This is a genomic window from Streptomyces sp. Tu 2975 (assembly GCF_009832925.1).
In the GTDB taxonomy this organism is placed as follows: Bacteria; Actinomycetota; Actinomycetes; order Streptomycetales; family Streptomycetaceae; genus Streptomyces.
Window position 1 is genome coordinate 348,695 of sequence record NZ_CP047140.1, and the last position, 20,342, is coordinate 369,036.

Below are 20,342 nucleotides of genomic sequence, written 5' to 3' on the forward strand. Positions count from 1 at the left end.
CCAGATCAGGACGAGCAGCGTTCCAGCGCCTCGCGGGCCGCGTCCTGCGCCGCCCGGCGGTCGTCGTCGACGAGGCCGATGCGGGTGCGCCGGTCCAGCACGTCCGATGCGTCGAGGGCGCCTTCGTGCCGTACGGCCCAGACCAGTTCGGCCCTGGTGACGGGGTGACCTGGGACGACGGGCGCGGCCAGGGCGGGGTCGGCGAGGCCGAGAGCGTGGACGGCCGGTGCCTCCACTCCGTAGCGGCGGACCAGTCGCCGGGGCGCGTCGAGCCTGGCGAGCACGCCCGCCGGGGCGGCCCCTACGAGCGGCAGGGCGGCCGTGCGGCTGGGGCCGGCGGTCACGCCGCCGGCGACGAGTGCGGCGTCCACGGCGTCCTGGGCCATGCGCCGGTAGGTGGTGAGCTTGCCGCCGACGACGGTGACGACGCCGCCGGTCGAGGTGAGGATCGCGTGCCTGCGGGAGATGTCGGCCGTCCTGCCGGGTCCGGCGGAGCCCGCCGCCGGGCCGGTGTCCAGGAGCGGCCGCAGGCCGGCAAAGGCGCCCACCACGTCGTCGCGGCGCAGGGGTACGTCGAGGGCCGAGCCGAGGACGTCGAGGAGGAAGCCGATGTCCGTCTCCGGCACGTCCGGCACGTCGGGCACCGGCCCTTCGACCGGTTCGTCGGTGAGTCCGACGTACACCCGGCCGTCGCCCTGCGGCAGGACGAGGACGAAGCGGTTGGACTCGCCGGGAATCGGGATGTGCATGCCGGCGGTGAGCCCGCCCAGGTCCTCGGAACGCAGCACGAGATGGGTGCCGCGCGAGGGGCGCAGCCGGACGTCGTCGACGAGGCCACCTGCCCATACGCCCGCGGCGTTGATGACGGTGCGGGCCCGGATCTCCAGTTCCTCGCCGGTGAGTTCGTCACGGACGCGCGCGCCGGTTCCGCTCACGGCGAGTGCGCGGGTCCGGGTGAGGATGTGGGCGCCGTGGGCGGCGGCGGTCCTGGCGACGGCGGTCACCAGGCGGGCGTCGTCGGTGAGTTGGCCGTCCCAGGAGAGCAGGCCGCCGCGCAGCCCGGTCGGGCGGAGGACGGGTGCCATGTGCCGGGTCTCGACGGCGGAGAGCGTGCGGGGCGCGGGGAGGGTGGTGCGCGAGGTGCGGGCGGAAGCCCGCAGGAGGTCGCCGGCGCGCAGCCCCGCCCAGGTCACGGCGGCCTGGCCGCGGGAGACGAGGGGGGTGAGCGGCAGGACGAAGGGTTGGGGGCGTACGAGGTGGGGGGCGGTGCGTTCCATGAGGATGCCGCGTTCGACCGCGCTCTCGTGGGCCACGTCGAGGTGGCCGGTGGCGAGATAGCGCAGGCCGCCGTGGATGAGTTTGGAGCTCCACCGGGAGGTGCCGAAGGCGAGGTCGTGGGCGTCGATCGCGGCGACGGCGAGTCCGCGGGAGGCGGCGTCGAGGGCGGCTCCGGCGCCGGTGGCTCCGAGGCCGACGACGAGGACGTCGACGGTGGCGCCTTCGGCGAGGCGGGCCAGTTCGCGGCTGCGGCGTCCGGCGTCCAGCGACGCCGCGTGCGCTCCTCGCAGCGGGGGCCCCATTGCCGCCCCGGCGGCACGGTCCGGGCGGCTCGAACGGCTCGGGCGGCTCATGGTGTGAGGGTCCTCTCCAGGATGGTCCGCAGTTCGTCGAGGAAGGCTGTGTCGGCGAGTTCGGGCTCGTCTTCTTCGGTCATGGTGCGCAGGGAGAGCGTGAAGGACTGCACGACGAGCAGCAGCGAGCGGGCCTGCCGGTCGGGGTGGGACCGGCGCACGGAGCCGTCGGCGTGGCCTTCCGCCAGGCCGCCCACGATGAGTCCCAGCAGCGCGTCCTGGCTGGCGCCTCGGCGGTCGAGGACGTACGGGAGCAGAAGCTCCGGATCCACGTCGATGATCTTGTGGAAGAGAGGGTGGGCGCGGAAGGCGGTGACGCCGGCGACAAGTCCCTCGACCAGCCTCTGTCGCGCCGGGGCGCCGGGTTCCGGATCGGGCATCGCGCCGACGGCGAGGGCGATCCACTCCCGGGTCATCAGGTCGCCGACGAGGGTTCGCACATCGGGCCAGCGGCGGTACAGGGTCATGCGGGAGACCCCGGCGCGCCGGGCGATGTCGGTGAGGGTGGTCCGGCGTACGCCGACGGCCAGGACGCAGTCGCGTGCCGCGTCGAGGACGGCATCTCCGTCCGAGTGGTTGTGACGAATGGGCGTCATCTGTCACAGTGTAATACCAGTGCAGGCCGCGTGGCAGTGCGCCCCGCGAACACCCGCGTAACCGATGGTGAGGAAACAGCCCTAGTGGACATGTTGTGGAGCGGCTGGGGCGACCCGGCCAAGGCAGCCCCGCTGCCGGACACGGTGACCGGCCTGCTGCGCGATCTGCTCGGCGTGACACCCCGCGAGAGCGGCCCGGCCTCCCTCGAGGAGATCGACGTCCCGCCGTCCGGACTCACCGCCGCCGCACGCGCGGCGCTCACCGAATGCGTGGGCGGGGACGCGTATGTGTGCACCGACGCGGAGAGCCGCGTCCGGCACACCCGTGGCAAGTCCACGCCCGACCTGCTGCGCATCCGCGCCGGCGAGGTCGACGACATCCCCGCGGCCGTCGTGCTGCCGGGCAGTCACGACGAGGTGACGGCCGTCCTGCGGACGTGCGCCGAGCACGCGCTGGCCGTCGTCCCCTTCGGCGGCGGCACCTCCGTCGTCGGCGGACTGGCCCCCGAGGGCAAGCACTGCTTCGTGGCACTGGACCTGCGCCGGCTCGACGCGCTGCTCTCCGTCGACGAGATCTCCCGCACGGCGGTCCTCCAACCAGGCATGCGCGCACCGAGGTGCGAGGAGTTGCTCGGCGAGCTGGGCTGGACGCTCGGCCATTTCCCGCAGTCCTACGAGTGGGCCACCGTGGGCGGTTTCGCCGCGGCCCGCTCCAGCGGCCAGGCGTCGGCCGGATACGGCCGCTTCGACGAGATGGTGCTCGGCCTCACCCTCGCCACCCCGGAAGGAACCCTGGAGGTCGGGCGGGCTCCTCGCTCCGCCGCGGGCCCCGACCTGCGGCAGCTCGTCCTCGGTTCCGAGGGCGTGCTCGGGGTGATCACCTCCGTGACCGTACGCATCCGGCCCCTGCCGGAGACACGGGTCTACGAGGGCTGGCGCTTCGCGTCGTTCGAGGCCGGTGCCACGGCCCTGCGCACGCTCGCCCAGGACGGCCCCCGTCCGACCGTGCTGCGCCTGTCGGACGAGACGGAGACCTTCGTGGGTCTGGCTCAGCCCGACCGGATCGGCAGCACGGAGGAGAGCGGGACGCCCGCCGGCTGTATGGCGATCGCCGGCTACGAGGGCACCGCGCAGGACACCGCCGATCGGCGCGCCCGGGCCCGGAAGGTGCTGCTCGCCTGCGGTGGCGAGTACGTCGGCGAGGAGCCCGGCGAGCGCTGGGCGCACGGCCGCTACAACGCGCCCTACCTGCGCGACTCGCTGCTCGACGCGGGCGCCTTCGCGGAAACCCTGGAGACGGCGTGCTTCTGGTCCGCACTCCCGGGGCTGTACGAAGCGGTGCGCCAGGCGCTGACCGGCGCACTGACCGAGGCCGGTACGCCTCCCCTGGTGATGTGCCACATATCCCATGTGTACGAGAACGGCGCGTCCCTGTACTTCACCGTGGTCAGCGCGCAGGGGGACGACCCGGTGGCTCACTGGGCGCCGGCGAAGCGGGCCGCCAACGACGCGATCATCGCGGCCGGGGGCACCATCAGCCACCACCACGGTGTCGGCACCGACCACCGCGACTGGTACGCGCGGGAGATCGGCCCGCTCGGGGTCCGTATCCTTCAGGCCCTCAAGGCCGAGCTCGACCCGGCCGGGACACTCAACCCCGGCGTACTCGTCCCGGTCCGCTGACCGGCCCCCTGCGTTCCGGAGGCGCATTCATGCGACAGTTCACCGCCGTCGTCAATCCCGCCGCGGGCGGGTCGAGCGGTACGGCGGCCCTGCTTCCGCTGGCCCGCCTCCTGAGGGAGGCCGGGGCCCGGTTCGACACGCAGTACAGCCGCAGCCTGGAGCACGCCCAGGAGGTGGCACGGCAGGCCGCCGGGCAGGGGCACGTCGTGCTGGCCGTCGGCGGGGACGGCATGGCCGGCCGCGTGGGCGGGGCGCTCAGCGGCTCCGACGCCGTCTTCGGCGTCGTCCCCGCCGGGCGCGGCAACGACTTCGCCCGGGCGCTGGGTCTCCCGTCACGTACGGAGGACCTTGCGGACGTGCTGCTGAACGGCTCACCGCGGCCGGTCGACACCATCGAGGTCACCTCCGCCGTCCACGCGGGGACGTCGGTGCTGGGCAGCGTGTACGCGGGCGTGGACGCGGTGGCCAACCGGCACGCCAACACCTCGCGGCTGCTGCGTGGTGCCGCGTCCTACTACGCGGGCGGCCTGCGGGCCGTGCTCGGCTGGCAGCCCGCCGCGTACCGCATAACGGTCGACGGGACCGAGCACGAACGGCGCGGTTACACGGTCGTCGCGGCCAACTCGGGCTTCTACGGCTTCGGTCGCAACATCGCCCCGGGCGCACGGCTCGACGACGGGCTGCTGGACGTCGTCGTCATCAATCACGCCCCCAAACGGCTGTTCTTCACGATGATGAACGAGCTGAAGACGGGGGCGCACCTCGCACGCCCGCAGGTGGAGATCCTCCAAGGCCGCGAGATCCGTATCGAGGCCGACCGGAGTGTGCCGTACGGCGCGGACGGCGAGGTCGACGCGGCCCTTCCCGTGACGGTCAGGGTCGAGCCGGGCGCGCTGAACGTGATCTGCTGACGCCGGAGCGGCGTCGGGCGCGGACGCGCTCCGGTGGGTGCACCGCCGTGCGGCGCGCGGGCCGGCTGCTGAGCTACGCGGACCTGTCCGTCTCCCACTCCGCGACGGCCGGCGGACGGATGCTTCGGGAGGATTCGGCCGACGTCCGCTGGTTACACGTGTCTGGTCCCGGTGACGCCGTGACGGTTGTCGCGTGCCGCCGGGCCGGTCGGTGACGGTGCACGAAGTGGAGGTGGCAGGTGGCCTTGTGGCGCTGGGTGGCGTGGGAGCTGTCCGCGGTGGGGACCTCCGTACGCAGGGCCCTGACGGAGTCCGGGCCCGAACGGGACCTCGCGGTCCAGTCGCTGAAGGCCGCCGGCGCCGCCGTTCTCGCGTGGGCGCTGGTCGGCTGGTGGTGGAAGGCGCCGATGGCTCTGATGGCGCCGTGGACCGCGGTGGTCCTCGTGCAGAGCACCGTCTACCGCTCGCTGCGAACCGGAGCACAGCAGCTCGTCGTCATCGCCCTCGGCACGCTGCTGGCGATCGGGGCGGCCGCGCTGACCGGGAACACGATGGCAGCGATGGCCCTCGCCCTTCCCCCGGCGGTGCTGCTGGGGAACTACTCGCGCTTCGGCGACCAGGGCGTCTACGCGCCGACGACCGCCATCTTCGTGCTCGCGTACAGCTCCTTCTCCGGGACGTCCATCGCCCACCGCCTCTTCGAGGCACTCGTCGGAGCGGTGATCGGAATCGGCGTGAACGCCCTGGTCCTCCCCCGGTCCACCTTCGCGATGTGCGCGACAGCCTGGACAGGCTCGGTCGTGACAGCACGGATCTGCTGCGCGCCATGGCCGACGACGTGGAGAACGGCTACGACCGTACGAGCGCCGAGCAGTGGCACGAGGGTGCTCGGCGGCTCGGCGGCCCCGTCCAGGACCTGCGCAACGCCCGCGGGTGGACGCAGGAGAGCTACCGCTTCAATCCTGGGCGCCGGCTACGGCGCCACCCCGGCCCGCCGCCGGGACATTGGGACACGTACTGGACGAAGCTCGCCGACCGCCTCGAGTCGGTCACGGCGACTCTGGTGGACACGACCGGTGAGTGGCGCAGCCTCGCTTCGCCGCCCGAGCCCGCACTTCGCTGCCTGCCCGAGCTGTTCCGCGCCATGGCGGACGTCTGCCAGGCGGATCGGGCCGCGCTCGGCGCCGCGGTGCCGCCCGACGGCGACGCGCGCAAGGAGGCGATGGGCCGGGCCTGGGAGGCGCATCGTCTGCTCAAGCGCCATCTGCTGGCGCACGACCATGAGACGGCGACCGCGGTGGGCGGTCTCGCGGCGCAGACGCAGCAGTTGCTGTACGCCCTGGAGGCCGGGCCGGCTCCGGCCCGGCAGCCCTGAGGTACGGCCGCTCCGCGCACGGCCGTCCTGACGTTCCGCCTTCCTCATGCCCGGCGCAGCCGGCGCCGGTCGTGTCAGCAGGCCCAGTCCTTGTCGGGGTCGAGGTCGCCGGCCTCGCGGCGCTGGGTGAACGAGAACCAGTTGCCCGAGTCGTCGCGGAAGATCGCCTCTGTGCCGTAGGGGCGCTCCTGCGGCTCCTGCAGGAACTCGACACCGCGTGCCTTGAGCTTCTCGTAGTCACCGTGGATGTCGTCGGTGGCCAGGACCCCCGCGCCGAGGACGCCCTTGGAGACGAGAGTCGTCATGGCCTCGGCGGACTGGGGGTCCATGGAGGACGCGGTCGGCACCATCAGGGTCAGCTCCACATCGGGCTGGTCCTTGGCGCCCACCGTCAGCCAGCGCATGCCTCCCTCGCCCATGGTCATGTCCGTACGGACCTCGAGGCCGAGCTTCTGCGTGTAGAACTCCTTCGCCCGGTCCTGGTCCAGCACCCAGACGGTGGAGATGGCGAGGCCCTTGATCATTACGTGCTCCTGGATGAGAGGTTTCTGCGGCCCTGCCACCGTAGGCAGCGGGGACCTCAGCCTGCTTCTTCAGAATTGCTGGGCCTGTCAGGAACGCGGGACGGCGAGAATCCGCCCGCCCAAAGCATCGCGTAGCACCCGGGGATGAGGGCGGCGCCGCGGCCCACGTGCCTGGCGCGGTACTCGCTCGGTGAGAGTCCGGTCTGCTTCTTGAAACGGGCGGAGAACGTGCCGAGGCTGTTGAAACCGACGAGCGTGCAGATCTCGGTGACGGAGAGGTTCGCGGTGCGGAGCATCTCCTCGGCCCGCTCGACCCGGCGGCAGGACAGGTACTGGCCCGGTGTCTGCCCGTACACCGCCTTGAAGGCCCGGACGAAGTGGTAGCGGGAGTATCCGGCGTGGGCGGCGATCGCGTCGAGGTCGAGGGGATCCGCCCAGTCGCGGTCCATCGCGTCCTTCGCGAGGCGCAGCTGCCGTAGATGGGCCGGGTTCGTCACGGTCCCATGCTGGCACGGGGCACTGACAGCGGAGGCGCGGAGCCGGAACCGCGGGCATTGACGAACGAGGGGAACATCTGGTCGAATCGTGCTGTTTTCATCGCATACAGGTCACAGCGAATCCGCCGTGCCTGCCGTTCCCGGCTACGGATCTCGGCTGCCCATGATGCTCGCCCGAACAGCACCCGCCGCCCTCGCAGGCGTGGCCGCCCTCCTCACCGGCTGCGCCGGCGCCGGAGCGGCCGAAAGCTCCGGCACGTCCGGCAAGGCAGCCGTCAGCGCCGCGGCAGCGCCGTCGGCCACGTCCGGCGCTCCGGACTCCGCCGCACCCGCCTCGGGCTCCGGCGCGCCCGTCTCCACGGAGCCACCCGCCCCGGCGTTCGATCCCCGCACCGAGGCCGCGGTGCTGTCCGTCCCGGCCATCGGGCTCGAGGACCTGCGTGTCGTCCCGTACGAGGGCACGACCGACGACTGGCCGGGTACCCGGATCCAGAACCGCGGTGCGGCCGCCAGTCCGTACGGCGAACGGGGCGGCGTCGGACCGGGCGAGGTCGGCAATTACCTGGTCACCGCCCATCGTCTCTCCGCCGGTGGACCCATGCGCGACCTCCCGGCCCTGGACAAGGGCGATTCCGTGTTCGTGACCGCGGGCGGATCTGTGTACGAGTACGTGATCACCGAGACCCGTCAGACGTCGTTCCGTTCGGAGCGTTCACTCGCCGAGCAGCGGGCCGCGGTACCGGGCCACCCCGGAGAGAAGCCCACCGAGGCGATGATCACCTTGTCCACCTGCGCGACTCCCGAGGACGACGCGGCGGGCAACTTCTGGCGCGACGACAAGGGCAACCCGGAGCACCGGATCGACAAGACAGGCGTACTGCGCGGGGTGTCCGACCGGTAGGCAGTGACGACGACGCCCGGCCCGGTCCCCCACTGCGGGGACCGGGCCGGGCGGCGTCGTGCCGTTCGTCAGGCGGCCGCGAAGCGTTCCCACACGCGATGGCTGCCCAGGAGCCGGGTGATCTCCTCCAGCGTGCCGTCCCCGCCGTCGCCGGTCACCACTCCCGGCGCGTCCGCGGGCACACCGGCCGCCGCGAGCACGCTCTCCGCCCCTGCCCAGCCGCCGATCGCCTTGCCGTGCCGGTACGCCTCGGACAGCATCAGCAGCACCCTCGGGTCGGACGCGCCGCCGCGTCCCGCAGCCGGATCGCCCGCCTTGGCGTCGCGGGCGCCGATCGCGTCGGCGGCCGGGCCGGGGGCTCCGGCGAGCAGCAGCGCGTCGAACTCGATCGAGCGCGCGGTGGCGAAGGTACGCTGCACGGTCAGCGGTTCCCCGTCGCCGCCGAGCGCACCGCCGTCGGGGCCGACGACCAACGGGACCATGCCCGCCGCCAGCACGGCCCGGCGTACGGAACGGACTCCGTCGAGGTCGCAGCCGGCGTCGGCGACGATCCCGATGACGCGGCCGTCCAGCGGCCAGGTCTGTCCGATCTGGGAGAGCGCCGGGCTCGGTTCCACGGACGCGAGGGGCTCCGTCGGCCCGGGTGCGGGCAGACCGAGGGCGGCTGCGACACCGGCGCACAGCTCCGGGTCGATGTTGGCGAGGACCTGCAGGCCGCGCTCCTTGATGGCCTGCTCGTAGCACTTGCCCAGCTCGAACGAGTAGGCGGCGATGATGTGTTCGCGCTCCACGGGCGACATGCTGAGCCAGAACCGGCGGGGCTGGCCGAAGTGGTCGGCGAACGAGTCCGGTGCCTCGCGGACCTTCTTCGCCGCCGGCACCGCCACGGGCACCTCGACATAGGCGCCCAGGTCCGCACCCGTCTGGAACGGACAGCCGGCGTCGAGCGAGTTGGGCCGGTAGGGCGCCACCCCCCGGTGCACGGCCGTCTGGTGCATGCCGTCCCGCAGCATGTCGTTGACCGGTGCGTGGGTGCGGTTGACGGGAATCTGGGCGAAGTTGGGGCCGCCGAGTCGGCTGATCTGGGTGTCCAGGTAGGAGAAGAGCCGACCGGACAGGAGCGGGTCGTCCGTGATGTCGATGCCGGGGACGAGGTGGCCCGGGTGGAAGGCGACCTGCTCGGTCTCCGCGAAGAAGTTCGACGGGTTGGCGTTCAGGGTCAGCAGGCCGATCGGCTGTACCGGCGCCAGTTCCTCGGGGACGATGTTCGTCGGATCGAGCAGGTCGATGCCCTCGAACGTCTGCTCCGGAGTGTCGGGGAAGGTCTGGACGGCCAGTTCCCACTGCGGGTAGGCGCCCGCCTCGATCGCATCGGCGAGGTCCCTGCGGTGGAAGTCCGGATCCATCCCGCCGGTGATCTGCGCCTCCTCCCACACCATGGAGTGCACGCCCAGCTTCGGTTTCCAGTGGAACTTCACCAGCGTCGTGGCGCCTGCCGAGTTGACCAGCCGGAAGGTGTGGACGCCGAAGCCCTCCATCATGCGGAACGAGCGGGGGATGCCCCGGTCCGACATGTTCCACAAGGTGTGGTGGGTGGCTTCCGTGTGCAGGGTGACGAAGTCCCAGAACGTGTCGTGGGCGCTCTGCGCCTGCGGGATCTCGCGGTCCGGGTGCGGTTTGCCCGCGTGGATGATGTCCGGGAACTTGATCGCGTCCTGGATGAAGAACACCGGGATGTTGTTGCCGACGAGATCGAAAGTGCCCTCCGTCGTATAGAACTTGGTGGCGAAGCCCCGGGTGTCGCGCACGGTGTCGGCGGAACCGCGGGAGCCGAGGACGGTGGAGAAACGTACGAAGACCGGCGTCTCGACGCCCTTGCCGAGGAACGCCGCCTTGGTGATCTGCGCGGCGGTGCCGTAGCCCTGGAAAACGCCGTGCGCCGCGGCGCCGCGCGCGTGGACGACCCGCTCGGGGATGCGCTCGTGGTCGAAGTGGGTGATCTTCTCGCGCAGGTGGTGGTCCTGCAGCAGGACGGGGCCGCGGCTGCCGGCCTTCAGGGAGTGGTCGGTGTCCGGGAGTCGGGCGCCCTGTGCGGTGGTCAGGTACGGACCGGCCTGGGCGACGGCGGCCTGGTCGGCGCCCGTCTCCTGTCCCGTCGGGCTCACGGTCGCCGGTCCGCTCTGGTCCGGTTTGGGCGGGAGCGGCTCCCTCGGCTCCGTCGGTTCGTCGACGGTGGGCGGTTGCGGCGACGGCCTGCCGGGGATGCCGCCTTCGGCGCCGGAGTTCTTCCGGTTCATGCGTCCTCCACGGATACGGGTGCCGGACGCCGGAGAGTCTCCGCCGCCTCGGACACATACTCGGCCGATTCTTCTGCCCCGGCGGGAGCACGGCAGTCCGGGTACACCCATCCCGGTGGACCTGGCGGCGCTCGGCGGACCGCTTCCGCGAAGAACCCGTCCGGTTGACGTCCGGCGGCTACATTCCGCCCGCGACGCGCAGCACCGCCCCCGTCGTGTACGACGCGTCCTGCGAGAGGAGCCACGCGACCGCGCCGGCGACCTCCTGCGGCTGTCCGGCCCGGCCCATGGGCACATGGGCCGCGACCTTCGCGGGCCGTTGCGGGTCCTCATGGAACTCGGTCCAGATGGTGCCGGGGGCGACGCAGTTGACGCGGATGCCGTCGGCGGCGACCTCCTTGGACAGACCCGTCGTCATGGCGTCGACGGCCGCCTTGGTGGCCGCATAGTGCACGTACTGGCCGGGACTGCCGAGGGTGGCGGCCGCGGAGGAGATGTTGACGATCGCGCCGCCGCCGGAGCCGGTCATGTCACGGACAGCACGGCGGGCGCAGAGCAGGTATCCCCACACGTTGACCTCGAGCGCTCGGCGCATCCCTTCCGCGTCGGCGTCCGCGAGGCGGCCGTTGGGCCCGCTGATGCCGGCGTTGTTCACCAGGCCTGTGACGGTGCCCAGTTCGGCCGCACTGTCGAAGAGACGGTCGACGGACTGCTCGTCGGCGGTGTCGACGCGGACGGCCAAGGCCCGGCGGCCGGCCACGCGCGCCGCCTTGGCGACCTCGTGCGCGGCGGCCTCGTCGGACCGGTAGCCGATCACCACGTCGTGGCCTTCGACGGCGAGGCGGGCGCAGACCGCGGCGCCGATGCCGCGGCTGCCGCCGGTGACAATGGTGAGTGGCTGACGCAAGGCGGGCTCCGGTCGTAGGGGACGGGACTGACGCGGACCGACTCTAATCCGCAGTCCCCTGCTGCCTCACCCCGGCCCGCCGGGTGATCGCCCCGGCGTCGGGCGTCCCGCACCGGACAAGGCATCACCGGCCGAGGAATCTCCGGCCCGGGCCCGCCGGTCAGGGCATCGACCGGAGCAGCAGCAGCGCGGTGTCGTCGGTCCGGTCGCCCGAGGGCAGGGCGCCCTGCATGAGCTGATCGGCCAGCACCTCGAGGTCGTGGGCGCCGGCGGCCAGGGAGCGGGCGAGTTCGTCGATCGCCACCCCGATGTCGATGCCCGGTCGTTCCACCAGCCCGTCGGTGAAGAGGGCCAGGACACTGCCGGGCTCCACGGTGACCTCGGCGGACCGGTAGTCGGAGAGCGGTTCGATTCCGAGCAGCAGGCCCGGTGACACGGCCACGGTCCGTGCCCTCCTTCCCGGGTCGCGCAGCAGCGGCGGCGGGTGACCCGCCGTGGCCAGACAGGCGCGGCCGCGGGCGAGGTCGAGCTGGACGTAGAGGCAACTGGCGAAGAGCCCCGGATTGAGGTCGGTGAGCAGGCGGTTGGCGCCGGCGAGGACGTCGCTGGGGGACGCTCCGGCGAGGGCCTGCGCGCGGACCGCCGTACGGACCTGGCCCATCAGCGCGGCCGCGGGGACGCTGTGGCCCTGGACGTCGCCGATGACGGCCGCTGCCGTCGTGTCGTCGAGGCGGATCAGGTCGTAGAAGTCGCCTCCGATGTCCATGCCACGGGTGGCCGGCAGGTAGCGGGCGGTGGCCTGAAGATTCGTCAGCGAAGGCAGGGTCTGCGGGAGCAGGCTCGCCTGGAGGCTGCGGGCGAGGCCGCTCTTGGTGTCGTAGAGGTGTGCCCGGTCGAGGGCCTGTGCGACCAGTCCGCCGAACGCGGTCAGCATGGCCCGCTCGTCGTGTGCGAAGGGGCGGGGGCGGTCGTATGCCATGACACAGCAGCCGATCGGGCGGCCGGCGGCCACCAGCGGCAGGAACGCCCATGCGTGATTGCCGTCGTCGCCGACGGCGTTCGGGAACGCCTGCTCCAGTTCACGGCGGGAGGGGAAGAAGGCCGGCTCACCGGTTATCACCACGCGCCCGCTCGGGTTGTCGGGTGCCAGCGGCACTCCGCCGAGGTGTTCGGCCTCCTGGGGTCCGTAGCCGCTGTGGCCGCGCAGCCGCAGTCTGCCGGCATGGGTGGCGAGCAGGGCGACGGCGTGGGCGCCGAAGCTGGGGGCGATCTGGTCCACCACGAGCTTGATCACGTCGGGCACGCTGAGCGCCTCGGTGAGCGCGGCGGCGAGGTGCGCCATCCGGTAGAGGACATCGGCGCGGGGCGCGGTCCGTTCCGGGGCCGTTCCGGTCTGTCGGAGCACGGACGGGGCGGCGGCGACGGCCTCGTCGGAGGTCGAGCCGACAGCGTCGGCGGCCGACGGGGCGGCCTCGCCGCCGCCCAGCCGGGAGGGAGAGATGCGGACGCTGATGCCTCGTGCGTCGGGGTAGAGCTCGAGGGACAGCCACAGGCCGTCGGGGCGCCTCACGGTGAAAGAGGTGGGTCTGCGGCTCATGACGGCCGACCGGTAGCGGTCCTCGAAGACGGGGTCGTCGAGCCACGGCAGGAGTTCCCAGGGCCGCGCGCCCGTCAGGGCGATCACGTCGGAGCCGACGAGCTTCGCCCCCGTGGAGTTGACGAAGGTGACCCTGCCGTCGAGGTCGAGGGCGCAGCAGCCCTCCGGCAGGCGTTCGGTGTAGTCCACCGCGGAGAAGGCCTGGGACTGGGTGACCCGGCGTCCGCGGGGCACCGGCATCAGCCGGGGTTCGGTGGCCGGCAGGACGGGGTGGCCGTTCTCCTCGGCCCGGCGCAGGGCGGCCGCGATGTGACCGCACGTCCTTTCGACGGCCTTGCGCCGGGCAGGTTCGATCTCCATGGACTGCGAGCCGGGCCAGAGCACGAGGACCCCGCCCCAGGTGCGCCCGGCACCGGCGACGGGGGCGGCGGCGAGGGCGAACGAGTAGGGCAGGGCCAGCCCGAGGCGCGGGTAGCGGCGGGCCAGTTCGCCTTCTGCCCCCACCCAGATCAGGCGGTCCTCGCGGACCGCCTGGGCGAGCGGGCCGGAGGCCGAGACGCCGACCCTGGCCCACGGCATGGCGAGGCTGGAGGGCACTCCGGCGAGGACGACGGCACTGAGCACCTGACTCTCCGGACGAAGTACGTAGATCCCGCCCCCGTATCCGCCGGTCTCCCGCAGCATCCGGGACAACAGCCGTTGCAGGGCCTCCACGGCACCGTCTTCCTCGTCGGCCGATGCCATCGCCTAGTCCTTCACGGCCGGGGCGGACCGTGCCGTACCCGCGCGATGCGTCGCCGCGGGGTGGGCAGGCGGTGCGGGCCGACCGGGCCGGAGGTCCGGGCCGGAGCGTTCCGGGCGGCCCGTCGGTGCGCGATAAGGTACAGGTTTCATCATTTGTGGACATTACGCCTATACCTCGGCAGCATGCACCCTTGGGCCGCCGACCTGGGAACGCTCAGGAACCGGGACGGTCCTCGACGGTCACGCGCACCGTCCTGACCTCCGGATCGGCGCCGTCGGGTACGACCATGCCGGCGTCGACACCGCTGCGCAGATACCGCAGCGCCGCCTCGTTCAGGCGCTCGCCGGGCAGTGCCGCGGGAATGCCCGGGGGGTACGGGGTGAGCATCTCGGCGCTGACACGGCCCACGGCCTTCTCCCACGGGACCTGCTCGACCCTGCCGAAGTACGCGTCACGGGGCAGCATGACCTGTTCCAGCCGCAGGTCCGCGGGGTCGGGCACCTCCACCTCGGGCGCGGGCCGCAGGTGCGGCGCCTGGGCCGGCACGTCCCGCAGGGCGGCGAGCAGCCGCTCGGCGGAGGTCTCGTCGTCCGCGTGGGTCAGCTGCGCGCTGATGCGCCGATGGTCGGCGAGATGGAGATTGACGTGGTGGGTCAGGCGCAGCCGGTCCGCGATCCGGTAGCCGGTCGTGCCGAGTGCGCTGACGTCGATGACAACCTGCAAGGGGTCCATGTCGGTCGCACGGCCGGGACCGCAGAGGTCTTCCCTGCCGTGGACGTGCACGCCGTCGATGTCCTCGATGCGGGTCCGGACGTCGCCGGCCAGTGCCAGCGCCGCGTCGTACAGGGCACGACCGTGCTCGACCATCTGGCGGCGCCAGCCGTCGAGCGCGGCGTAGATCAGCGTGGAGGGACTCGTCGTACCCAGCAGGTCCTCACGGCTCTTGAGGACCGTCGGGTCGATCAGGTCGCCCTGGAGGTGGAACACCGAACTCTGCTCGAGCCCGGAGCCCATTTTGTGGACAGAGGTGACACACACGTCGGCCCCGGCGTCCATGGCCCACGTCGGCAGGTCCGGGTGGAAGGGCAGATGGGCACCCCACGCCTCGTCGACGATGAGCGGCACCCCGTGCTCGTGGCACGCCTCCGCGATGCCCGACAGGTCCGAGCAGGTCCCGTAGGGGGTGGGGGTCGTCACCAGAGCGCCGCGGGCGTCGGGGTGGTCTGCGAGCGCGGCACGGAAGGCGTCGGCGGACGGCGGGTGGGCCATGCGCCGCTCCGCGTCCCACTGGGGCTCCACCCAGACGGGCCGGATGCCCGCGAGGACCAGGCCGGAGACCACGGACTTGTGCGCGTCCCTGCCCACGAGCAACTTCTCGTGCGGGCCTGCGACGGCCAGCATGGCCGCCTTGACGGACAGCGAACTGCCGCAGGTGGAGAAGAAGGTGTGCTCCGCCCCGACGGCGTCCGCCATCAATTCCTGAGCATGCTGGAGCACGGCGTGCGAAGAGGTCCGGTCGTCGAGGCCGCTGATCGCGAGCACGTCGGACCGGAAGACCTCGTCGCCCATGACGGCGCGGACCCGCGGATCGGCGCCGCGGTGCTGCTTGTGGCCGGGCGGCGTGAAGGGGGTCTGTTCCTCCGCGTGGTACGCGGCCAGCGCTTCCAGTACCGGTGTCCGTGAGTGGTCCATGTGACTCCGCTTCCCGTCGGGGCAGCACGAAAACTGACGGGCTGGGCCGAACGGGTCATTACGGCGCGGCTGCCGGCCGCTCGACCGGGCCTGCGGAGGCTGCGCCGCCGTCACGAAATGGGGTTGTGGGCGGCGCGGGCGGGCGGGTATTGGTTCTGCGTGACCTCTCTCGGCGCAGTGTTCCGTCCGCAATTGCCTCCCGAACGGTTGCGCGAAGTGGTCCGCACGGCGGATGCCGCCGGGCTGGAGGAGTTGTGGCTCTGGGAGGACTGCTTCCTGGAGAGCGGTATCGCCACGGCGACCGCCGCCCTCGCCTGGTCGGAGCGTCTTCGTGTGGGCGTGGGCCTGCTGCCGGTCCCCCTGCGGAACGTCGCTCTGACGTCCATGGAGGCCGCCACGCTGCACCGGCTCTTCCCCGGCCGGGTGGCCCTGGGCGTGGGACACGGCGTCCAGGCGTGGATGGGGCAGGTCGGCGCGCGCGTCGAATCGCCGCTGACGCTGCTGCGCGAGCATCTCACCGCGATGCGGGCCCTGTTGCGGGGCGAGCGGGTGACGGTGGACGGCCGGTACGTGAAGCTCGACGGCGTCGCCCTCGACTGGCCGCCCACGACCGCCCCTTCGGTGCTGGCCGGGGCGACGGGGCCGCGCTCACTCCGGCTGACCGGCGAGGCGGCCGACGGCACGATCCTGGACGCGGCCGTTACGCCCGACGGGGTGCGAAACGCCCTCCGGCTGATCGACGAGGGCCGGACGACGGCGGGACGCACCGGCCGCCACGAGATCGTCGTCTATCTCCACACCGCGACCGGTACCGGCGCCGAGGAGCGCCTCACGGGCGAACTGGAGCGCTCCGGCGGGGCGTCGACGCCAGGACTCGGCGTGGCGGGTGACGCGGGCGCGGTGGCGAAGGCCGTCCAGCGACTGGTGGACGCGGGAGCGGACACCGTGGTGCTTCAGCCGACGGCCGACGAGCCGGACCCGGAGGGCTTCGTACGGTTCGTGGCCGAAGAGGTGCGCCCCCTCGTTCCGCGTCCGCGCGAAGGATTCTGACGCGGCGTCGGTTCCGGTCGCGACGTCAGTGCCGGTGCCTGGCGTGCGCGGGCATCTCGCTCACCCTGACGAGATGGTCGAAGTCGACCGCAGCGCCCTGCAGCAGCAGGTCCACCAGTGGACGTGCGGCCGCCCTGCCGACCACGGTGTCGCCGAACAGGGCCCGCTGGTAGACCACCGATGCCAGGAGGTCGACCAGCAGGTCCGGATCGACACCGGCCCGCAGGTCGCCGCGGTCGACGGCGCGCCGCACCGCGACCATGGCGGCGTGCCTGCTGGGCTGCACGAGCACGTCGATCAGCCGCCGGTGCAGGGCGTCGTCGTGCGCGCAGTCCGCGACGAGCGGAGCGAGCACGCCTGCCGGCAGCCGCTCAAGAAGGGCCTCCGCCAGCACGCCGACGCTCTGGGTCAGGTCACAGCGGGTGCAGCCGTTGTCCGGCACCGGCGGAGTGACCAGCACAGACGCGAGGGCGTCGATCACCAGGCTCTGACGGGTGGGCCAACGCCGCCGGATGGACGCCTTCGTGGTGCCCGCCCTCGCCGCGACCGTCTCGAGGGCGAAGCGGGAGTAGCTGTGCTCGCGGAGCACGTCGAGTGTCGCGGCCACCACCGCGGCGTCGATCGCCGGGTCGCGCGGACGGCCGGCCGCGGGGGGTGTCACTGTGCGGCGTCCTGCGGGTACCAGCGCAGTTCGACGGTGTTGCCGTCGGGGTCCTGCACGTAGAGCGACCAGGCGTCACCCCGGGCGCCGTACCGTTCCACCGGTCCTTCCAGCACGTCGAACACTCCGGAGTCGATGACCTCTTGCCAGTCCAGCGGGTCGACGGTCAGGCATATGTGGTCCACGTTGGACTCGCCCCGGGGGCGGCTGACCAGGTCGATGATGGTCGTAGGGGTGATCCGCACGGACGGGAACGGCACCTTGCCGGCCCGCCACTCCTCCACGCGTACAGGCTCGAGCCCGAGCGGTCCACAGTAGAACTCCAGGGCCCGCTCGACGTCTTGGACGTTGAGCACCAAGTGGTCGAAGTCCTTCACTCGCATGACAGTCCTCCCCCTCATTTGAATCCGATCCGGTTCGTATCGTAAGCCTCGCCGGCCTCCTCCGGCAAGGGGCAGCAGGGCCCGATACGGGAGACGGCAGGGGCGCCACAGGAGGCATTACGTGCCGTTTCGAGTCGTTTAGTCACATTCCTGATGGCTACTCGGACGTCCAGGGACGTCCGAGAAGGAGGAAGTCGTGATCACCAAAGCACAGATCCGGAACGTACTGGACCACCCGGTATACGACGCCGACGGCAACAAGGTCGGCAATGCCAAGCATGTCTTCCTCGACGACGCGACCGGCGAGCCCGACTGGGTCAGCGTCCAGACGGGCCTGTTCGGCGGCAACGAGTCGTTCGTGCCGATCCGGGACGCCAACATGGTCGAGGACCACCTCGAGGTGCCCTACGCGAAGGACACCATCAAGGACGCCCCGAACGTCGACGTGGACGCAGGTGGCCATCTCTCCGCGGAGGAGGAAGAGCGCCTGTACCGGCACTACCGCATCGACTGGGACTCCGCGTGGAAGCGCGCCAACCAGCCCTCCGAAGGCGGCTGGGCCCACTCCGGCGGAACCGGCCAGGCGGGCCAGGCCGGCACATCGGGCACGGCAGGAGCCGCGGGCGCGGCAGGAGCGGCGGGTGCCGCCGGAGCGGCCGGGAAGGCCCGTACGGCGGGCAGGAGCCGGGCCGGAGCGGGTCAGGGCATGGCGGGCGAGACCCCGGCCCACGGACGCGCGGCCGCGACCGGACAGACGCGCGGACGCGACATGGCCGGTGAACGCCGGGACATGGACATGGCAGGGGGTGAACGCCGGGGCGAAACCGACTCGGCGATGACCCGGTCCGAGGAGACCATGCACGTCGGCACCGAGCGTCACGAGGTCGGCCGTGCGCGGCTGCGCAAGTACGTGGTGACGGAGGAGCAGCAGCAGACGATTCCGCTGCGCCACGACGAGGTGCGCGTGGAGCGCGAGCCGATCACCGAGAGGAACCGGGGCGAGGCGCTGTCCGGGCCGGAGATCTCCGAGGCCGAGCACGAGGTCACCCTGTACGAGGAGCGGCCGGTCGTGGAGACCCGCGTCGAGCCGGTCGAGCGTGTCCGACTGACGACCGAAGAGCACACGGAGCAGGAGACGGTCAAGGGCCGGGTCCGCAAGGAGCGGATCGAGGCCGAGATGCCGGACGAGCGCACCGAGCGGGCCTCGCGTGAGAAGCACGAGCGCCGCGGCCCGGGCGGACCTGGCTGACGCGGTCCACAGCGGCCTTCGACGGCCGTGTGGCGGGGTGAGGGTGACGAGGCGGACGGTGCCCGGCGGTTGTGAGAACCGTGCGGGCGCCGTCCGCCTCAATGGTGCGTCGCCTGCTGCGTACCGATGCAGCGGGACGTGCGGCACCGTTGGGCGCCGGACGCGCAACCGGCCCTGGGCGGCAGCGTCGTGCGCAGCGGCACGGAGCCGTCGGTCCACGGGCGGACCAGGTCGTGTCAGCGGGCCGAGGCGGAGGGTGTCGTGTCTGCGCGGCGGTCGTGCAGTTGCTCCAGGCGCCGCTGGAGCAACTGGAGCGCGCCGCGCTGACGTCCCGGCACCCGCCGTCGCAACGCCACCAGGGCCGGGGCGAGTTGCCGTGCCCTCGCCGCGTCCCCGATCTGCTCCCACTGGTGATGCGCACGGTCCACGGCGGCTTCGACGTCCGGATCGTCGGCGGTCTGCTGACGGCCGAGCCGGACATCGGCGGCGGTCATCCACAACTCGCAGCTGCCGGCCGGATCCTGGGCGAGCCGGGCGAGGTCCGCCCGTACCTCCAGCCAGTGCAGCACCTGCACGGATCCGGGCCCGTGGGCCCGAAGCGCCTCGTTCTCGCATGCGGCAGCGGCGGCGGCCGCCTCGTCGTGGCGTCCGGCCCACGCGGCGGCGAGGATCGCCCGTTGCGGGTCGGCCCCCGCGGCGGCGGGGCTCGCCGGACGGGCGTGGGCCGCGGCCGGATCGGGACCACCGGTGGGGGCCGGTGCGATGCGCGGGCCCGGCACTGTGGCGTGCCCGTGCACCGGTCCCGCGGTGTGTCCGGCCGGGTGGCCCAGCGGGGGCCCGGCTGCACGCGCCGGGGCGTTCGAGGGGGCGATGCCGAACAGCAGCGCCCCGTCTGCCGCATCCTGGGATGCCGCCTGCGCGGCGGCCTGTTCGTGGAGATGCGGGAGCGGCGGGCGCGCCCCGCTGCGCCAGATCGCCGCCACGGCCTTCAGGTGGGCGGGGGCGGCGACGGTGCGACGCCCGGGAGCGGGGGCGATCCGCCCGTACATCCGTGTCCCGTCGCCGAGCAGCAGCTTGCCGCCGGTGACCTGCTGCCAGGCCTCTGTGTCGGCGACGAGGTCCAGCACCACCGTGGTGGTTCCCGGCCGCCGGGGTCTCAGCTCTCCCGCCAGCCAGTGCCAGGGCAGGGCCGTGTAGCGCATCGTCGCCGGTGCCGTGCGGGCGAGGGCGAGGTGCAGCTGCCGCTGCTTGCGGTCCACGTGCAACTGCCCCGCCAGATACAGGTGCAGCGGTCCTGGCGAGGCCGCCGCGGCGCGGATGCGGGTCAGGACGGTCTGTGGATCGAGCGGGTCGGCGAGCTCGATCACCGTGGCCGCGGCCGCGCCGGCCGTACCGGCGAGGACGTCCGCCGGTACGGCCGCGAGCGCGGGCAGCACGGACGCGGCGTCGATGAGACGCCCCTTGCCGGCCGGGGCGGCTGCGAGGAGCAGCGCGGTACCCGAGGCCGGACTCTCCCGGTTCTCCCCTGTGATCAGCACATCAGCACCGTACCCGGTCCCGCCGGGCGGAGCCGGACGGCCGCCGCACGACGGCTGTATGTGGACGCTGTACCTCAGGTGCGTGGCGAGCGGGGTGCCGACGAT

The 20,342-nt window shown here is 72.6% G+C and carries 17 protein-coding genes and 1 pseudogene; 7 read left to right on the forward strand and 11 right to left on the reverse strand.

The window, feature by feature from the left end:
* Positions 1-5 precede the first annotated feature (5 nt).
* Entirely contained in the window at positions 6-1,580 is a 1,575-nt protein-coding gene (locus GLX30_RS01380) for a glycerol-3-phosphate dehydrogenase/oxidase (RefSeq protein ID WP_159694787.1), read from the reverse strand.
* 47 nt (positions 1,581-1,627) lie between these two features.
* Positions 1,628-2,227 carry a TetR/AcrR family transcriptional regulator gene (locus GLX30_RS01385; protein ID WP_159682535.1) on the reverse strand — a complete coding sequence of 200 codons (600 nt, stop codon included), beginning with the start codon at positions 2,225-2,227 and terminating at the stop codon, positions 1,628-1,630.
* An 84-nt stretch (positions 2,228-2,311) separates the two neighbouring features.
* Here GLX30_RS01385 and GLX30_RS01390 point away from each other — a divergent pair, with 84 nt between their 5' ends.
* The 4 genes and pseudogenes from GLX30_RS01390 (at position 2,312) to GLX30_RS34895 (ending at position 6,196) form a co-directional block, all read left to right on the forward strand.
* Complete coding sequence (locus GLX30_RS01390) at positions 2,312-3,910, forward strand: FAD-binding oxidoreductase (protein ID WP_159682538.1); 1,599 nt, start codon at positions 2,312-2,314, stop codon at positions 3,908-3,910.
* A gap of 29 nt (positions 3,911-3,939) precedes the next feature.
* Complete coding sequence (locus GLX30_RS01395) at positions 3,940-4,821, forward strand: YegS/Rv2252/BmrU family lipid kinase (RefSeq protein WP_159682540.1); 882 nt, start codon at positions 3,940-3,942, stop codon at positions 4,819-4,821.
* A gap of 278 nt (positions 4,822-5,099) precedes the next feature.
* Positions 5,100-5,504, forward strand: a pseudogene (locus GLX30_RS34890) (aromatic acid exporter family protein); the annotation flags it as partial.
* 89 nt (positions 5,505-5,593) lie between these two features.
* Positions 5,594-6,196, forward strand: a complete 603-nt coding sequence (locus GLX30_RS34895; protein ID WP_244258538.1) for a hypothetical protein — start codon at positions 5,594-5,596, stop codon at positions 6,194-6,196.
* A gap of 74 nt (positions 6,197-6,270) precedes the next feature.
* Here GLX30_RS34895 and GLX30_RS01405 read toward each other — a convergent pair whose 3' ends face one another.
* Positions 6,271-6,720 carry a VOC family protein gene (locus tag GLX30_RS01405; RefSeq protein ID WP_159682544.1) on the reverse strand — a complete coding sequence of 150 codons (450 nt, stop codon included), beginning with the start codon at positions 6,718-6,720 and terminating at the stop codon, positions 6,271-6,273.
* Between the two features lie 56 nt (positions 6,721-6,776).
* Positions 6,777-7,169, reverse strand: a complete 393-nt coding sequence (locus GLX30_RS01410; RefSeq protein ID WP_208545544.1) for a helix-turn-helix transcriptional regulator — start codon at positions 7,167-7,169, stop codon at positions 6,777-6,779.
* A 211-nt stretch (positions 7,170-7,380) separates the two neighbouring features.
* On the opposite strand from GLX30_RS01410, the gene GLX30_RS01415 reads away from it, so the two are divergent.
* Positions 7,381-8,118 carry a class E sortase gene (locus tag GLX30_RS01415; RefSeq protein ID WP_159682548.1) on the forward strand — a complete coding sequence of 246 codons (738 nt, stop codon included), beginning with the start codon at positions 7,381-7,383 and terminating at the stop codon, positions 8,116-8,118.
* A 68-nt stretch (positions 8,119-8,186) separates the two neighbouring features.
* On the opposite strand, the gene GLX30_RS01420 is transcribed toward GLX30_RS01415, so the two are convergent.
* From GLX30_RS01420 to GLX30_RS01435, 4 genes are all read right to left on the reverse strand, one after another.
* Complete coding sequence (locus GLX30_RS01420) at positions 8,187-10,415, reverse strand: catalase (RefSeq protein ID WP_159682550.1); 2,229 nt, start codon at positions 10,413-10,415, stop codon at positions 8,187-8,189.
* Between the two features lie 178 nt (positions 10,416-10,593).
* Positions 10,594-11,322 (reverse strand): SDR family oxidoreductase, encoded by a 729-nt coding sequence (locus GLX30_RS01425; protein WP_159682552.1) that lies wholly within the window; start codon positions 11,320-11,322, stop codon positions 10,594-10,596.
* 160 nt (positions 11,323-11,482) lie between these two features.
* Positions 11,483-13,663, reverse strand: a complete 2,181-nt coding sequence (locus GLX30_RS01430) for a SpoIIE family protein phosphatase (protein ID WP_244257950.1) — start codon at positions 13,661-13,663, stop codon at positions 11,483-11,485.
* Between the two features lie 214 nt (positions 13,664-13,877).
* The gene (locus tag GLX30_RS01435) at positions 13,878-15,356 is read right to left on the reverse strand and encodes an ornithine decarboxylase (RefSeq protein ID WP_159682553.1); all 1,479 of its coding nucleotides are present in this window, start codon (positions 15,354-15,356) and stop codon (positions 13,878-13,880) included.
* A 159-nt stretch (positions 15,357-15,515) separates the two neighbouring features.
* Here GLX30_RS01435 and GLX30_RS01440 point away from each other — a divergent pair, with 159 nt between their 5' ends.
* A complete protein-coding gene (locus GLX30_RS01440; protein WP_159682555.1) occupies positions 15,516-16,406 on the forward strand; it encodes an LLM class flavin-dependent oxidoreductase in 891 nt (296 codons plus the stop codon).
* A gap of 25 nt (positions 16,407-16,431) precedes the next feature.
* Here GLX30_RS01440 and GLX30_RS01445 read toward each other — a convergent pair whose 3' ends face one another.
* Both GLX30_RS01445 and GLX30_RS01450 read right to left on the reverse strand, forming a co-directional pair.
* Complete coding sequence (locus GLX30_RS01445) at positions 16,432-17,067, reverse strand: TetR-like C-terminal domain-containing protein (protein WP_159682557.1); 636 nt, start codon at positions 17,065-17,067, stop codon at positions 16,432-16,434.
* A complete protein-coding gene (locus GLX30_RS01450) occupies positions 17,064-17,450 on the reverse strand; it encodes a VOC family protein (RefSeq protein ID WP_159682560.1) in 387 nt (128 codons plus the stop codon). The genes GLX30_RS01445 and GLX30_RS01450 overlap by 4 nt, the downstream gene beginning before the upstream one ends.
* Positions 17,451-17,646: 196 nt before the next feature.
* Here GLX30_RS01450 and GLX30_RS01455 point away from each other — a divergent pair, with 196 nt between their 5' ends.
* Complete coding sequence (locus tag GLX30_RS01455; RefSeq protein WP_159682562.1) at positions 17,647-18,699, forward strand: PRC and DUF2382 domain-containing protein; 1,053 nt, start codon at positions 17,647-17,649, stop codon at positions 18,697-18,699.
* A 236-nt stretch (positions 18,700-18,935) separates the two neighbouring features.
* Here the strand turns inward: GLX30_RS01455 and GLX30_RS01460 are convergent, their stop codons facing one another.
* Positions 18,936-20,237, reverse strand: coding sequence for a hypothetical protein (locus GLX30_RS01460; protein ID WP_159682564.1), 1,302 nt, complete (start codon positions 20,235-20,237; stop codon positions 18,936-18,938).
* Positions 20,238-20,342 lie beyond the last annotated feature (105 nt).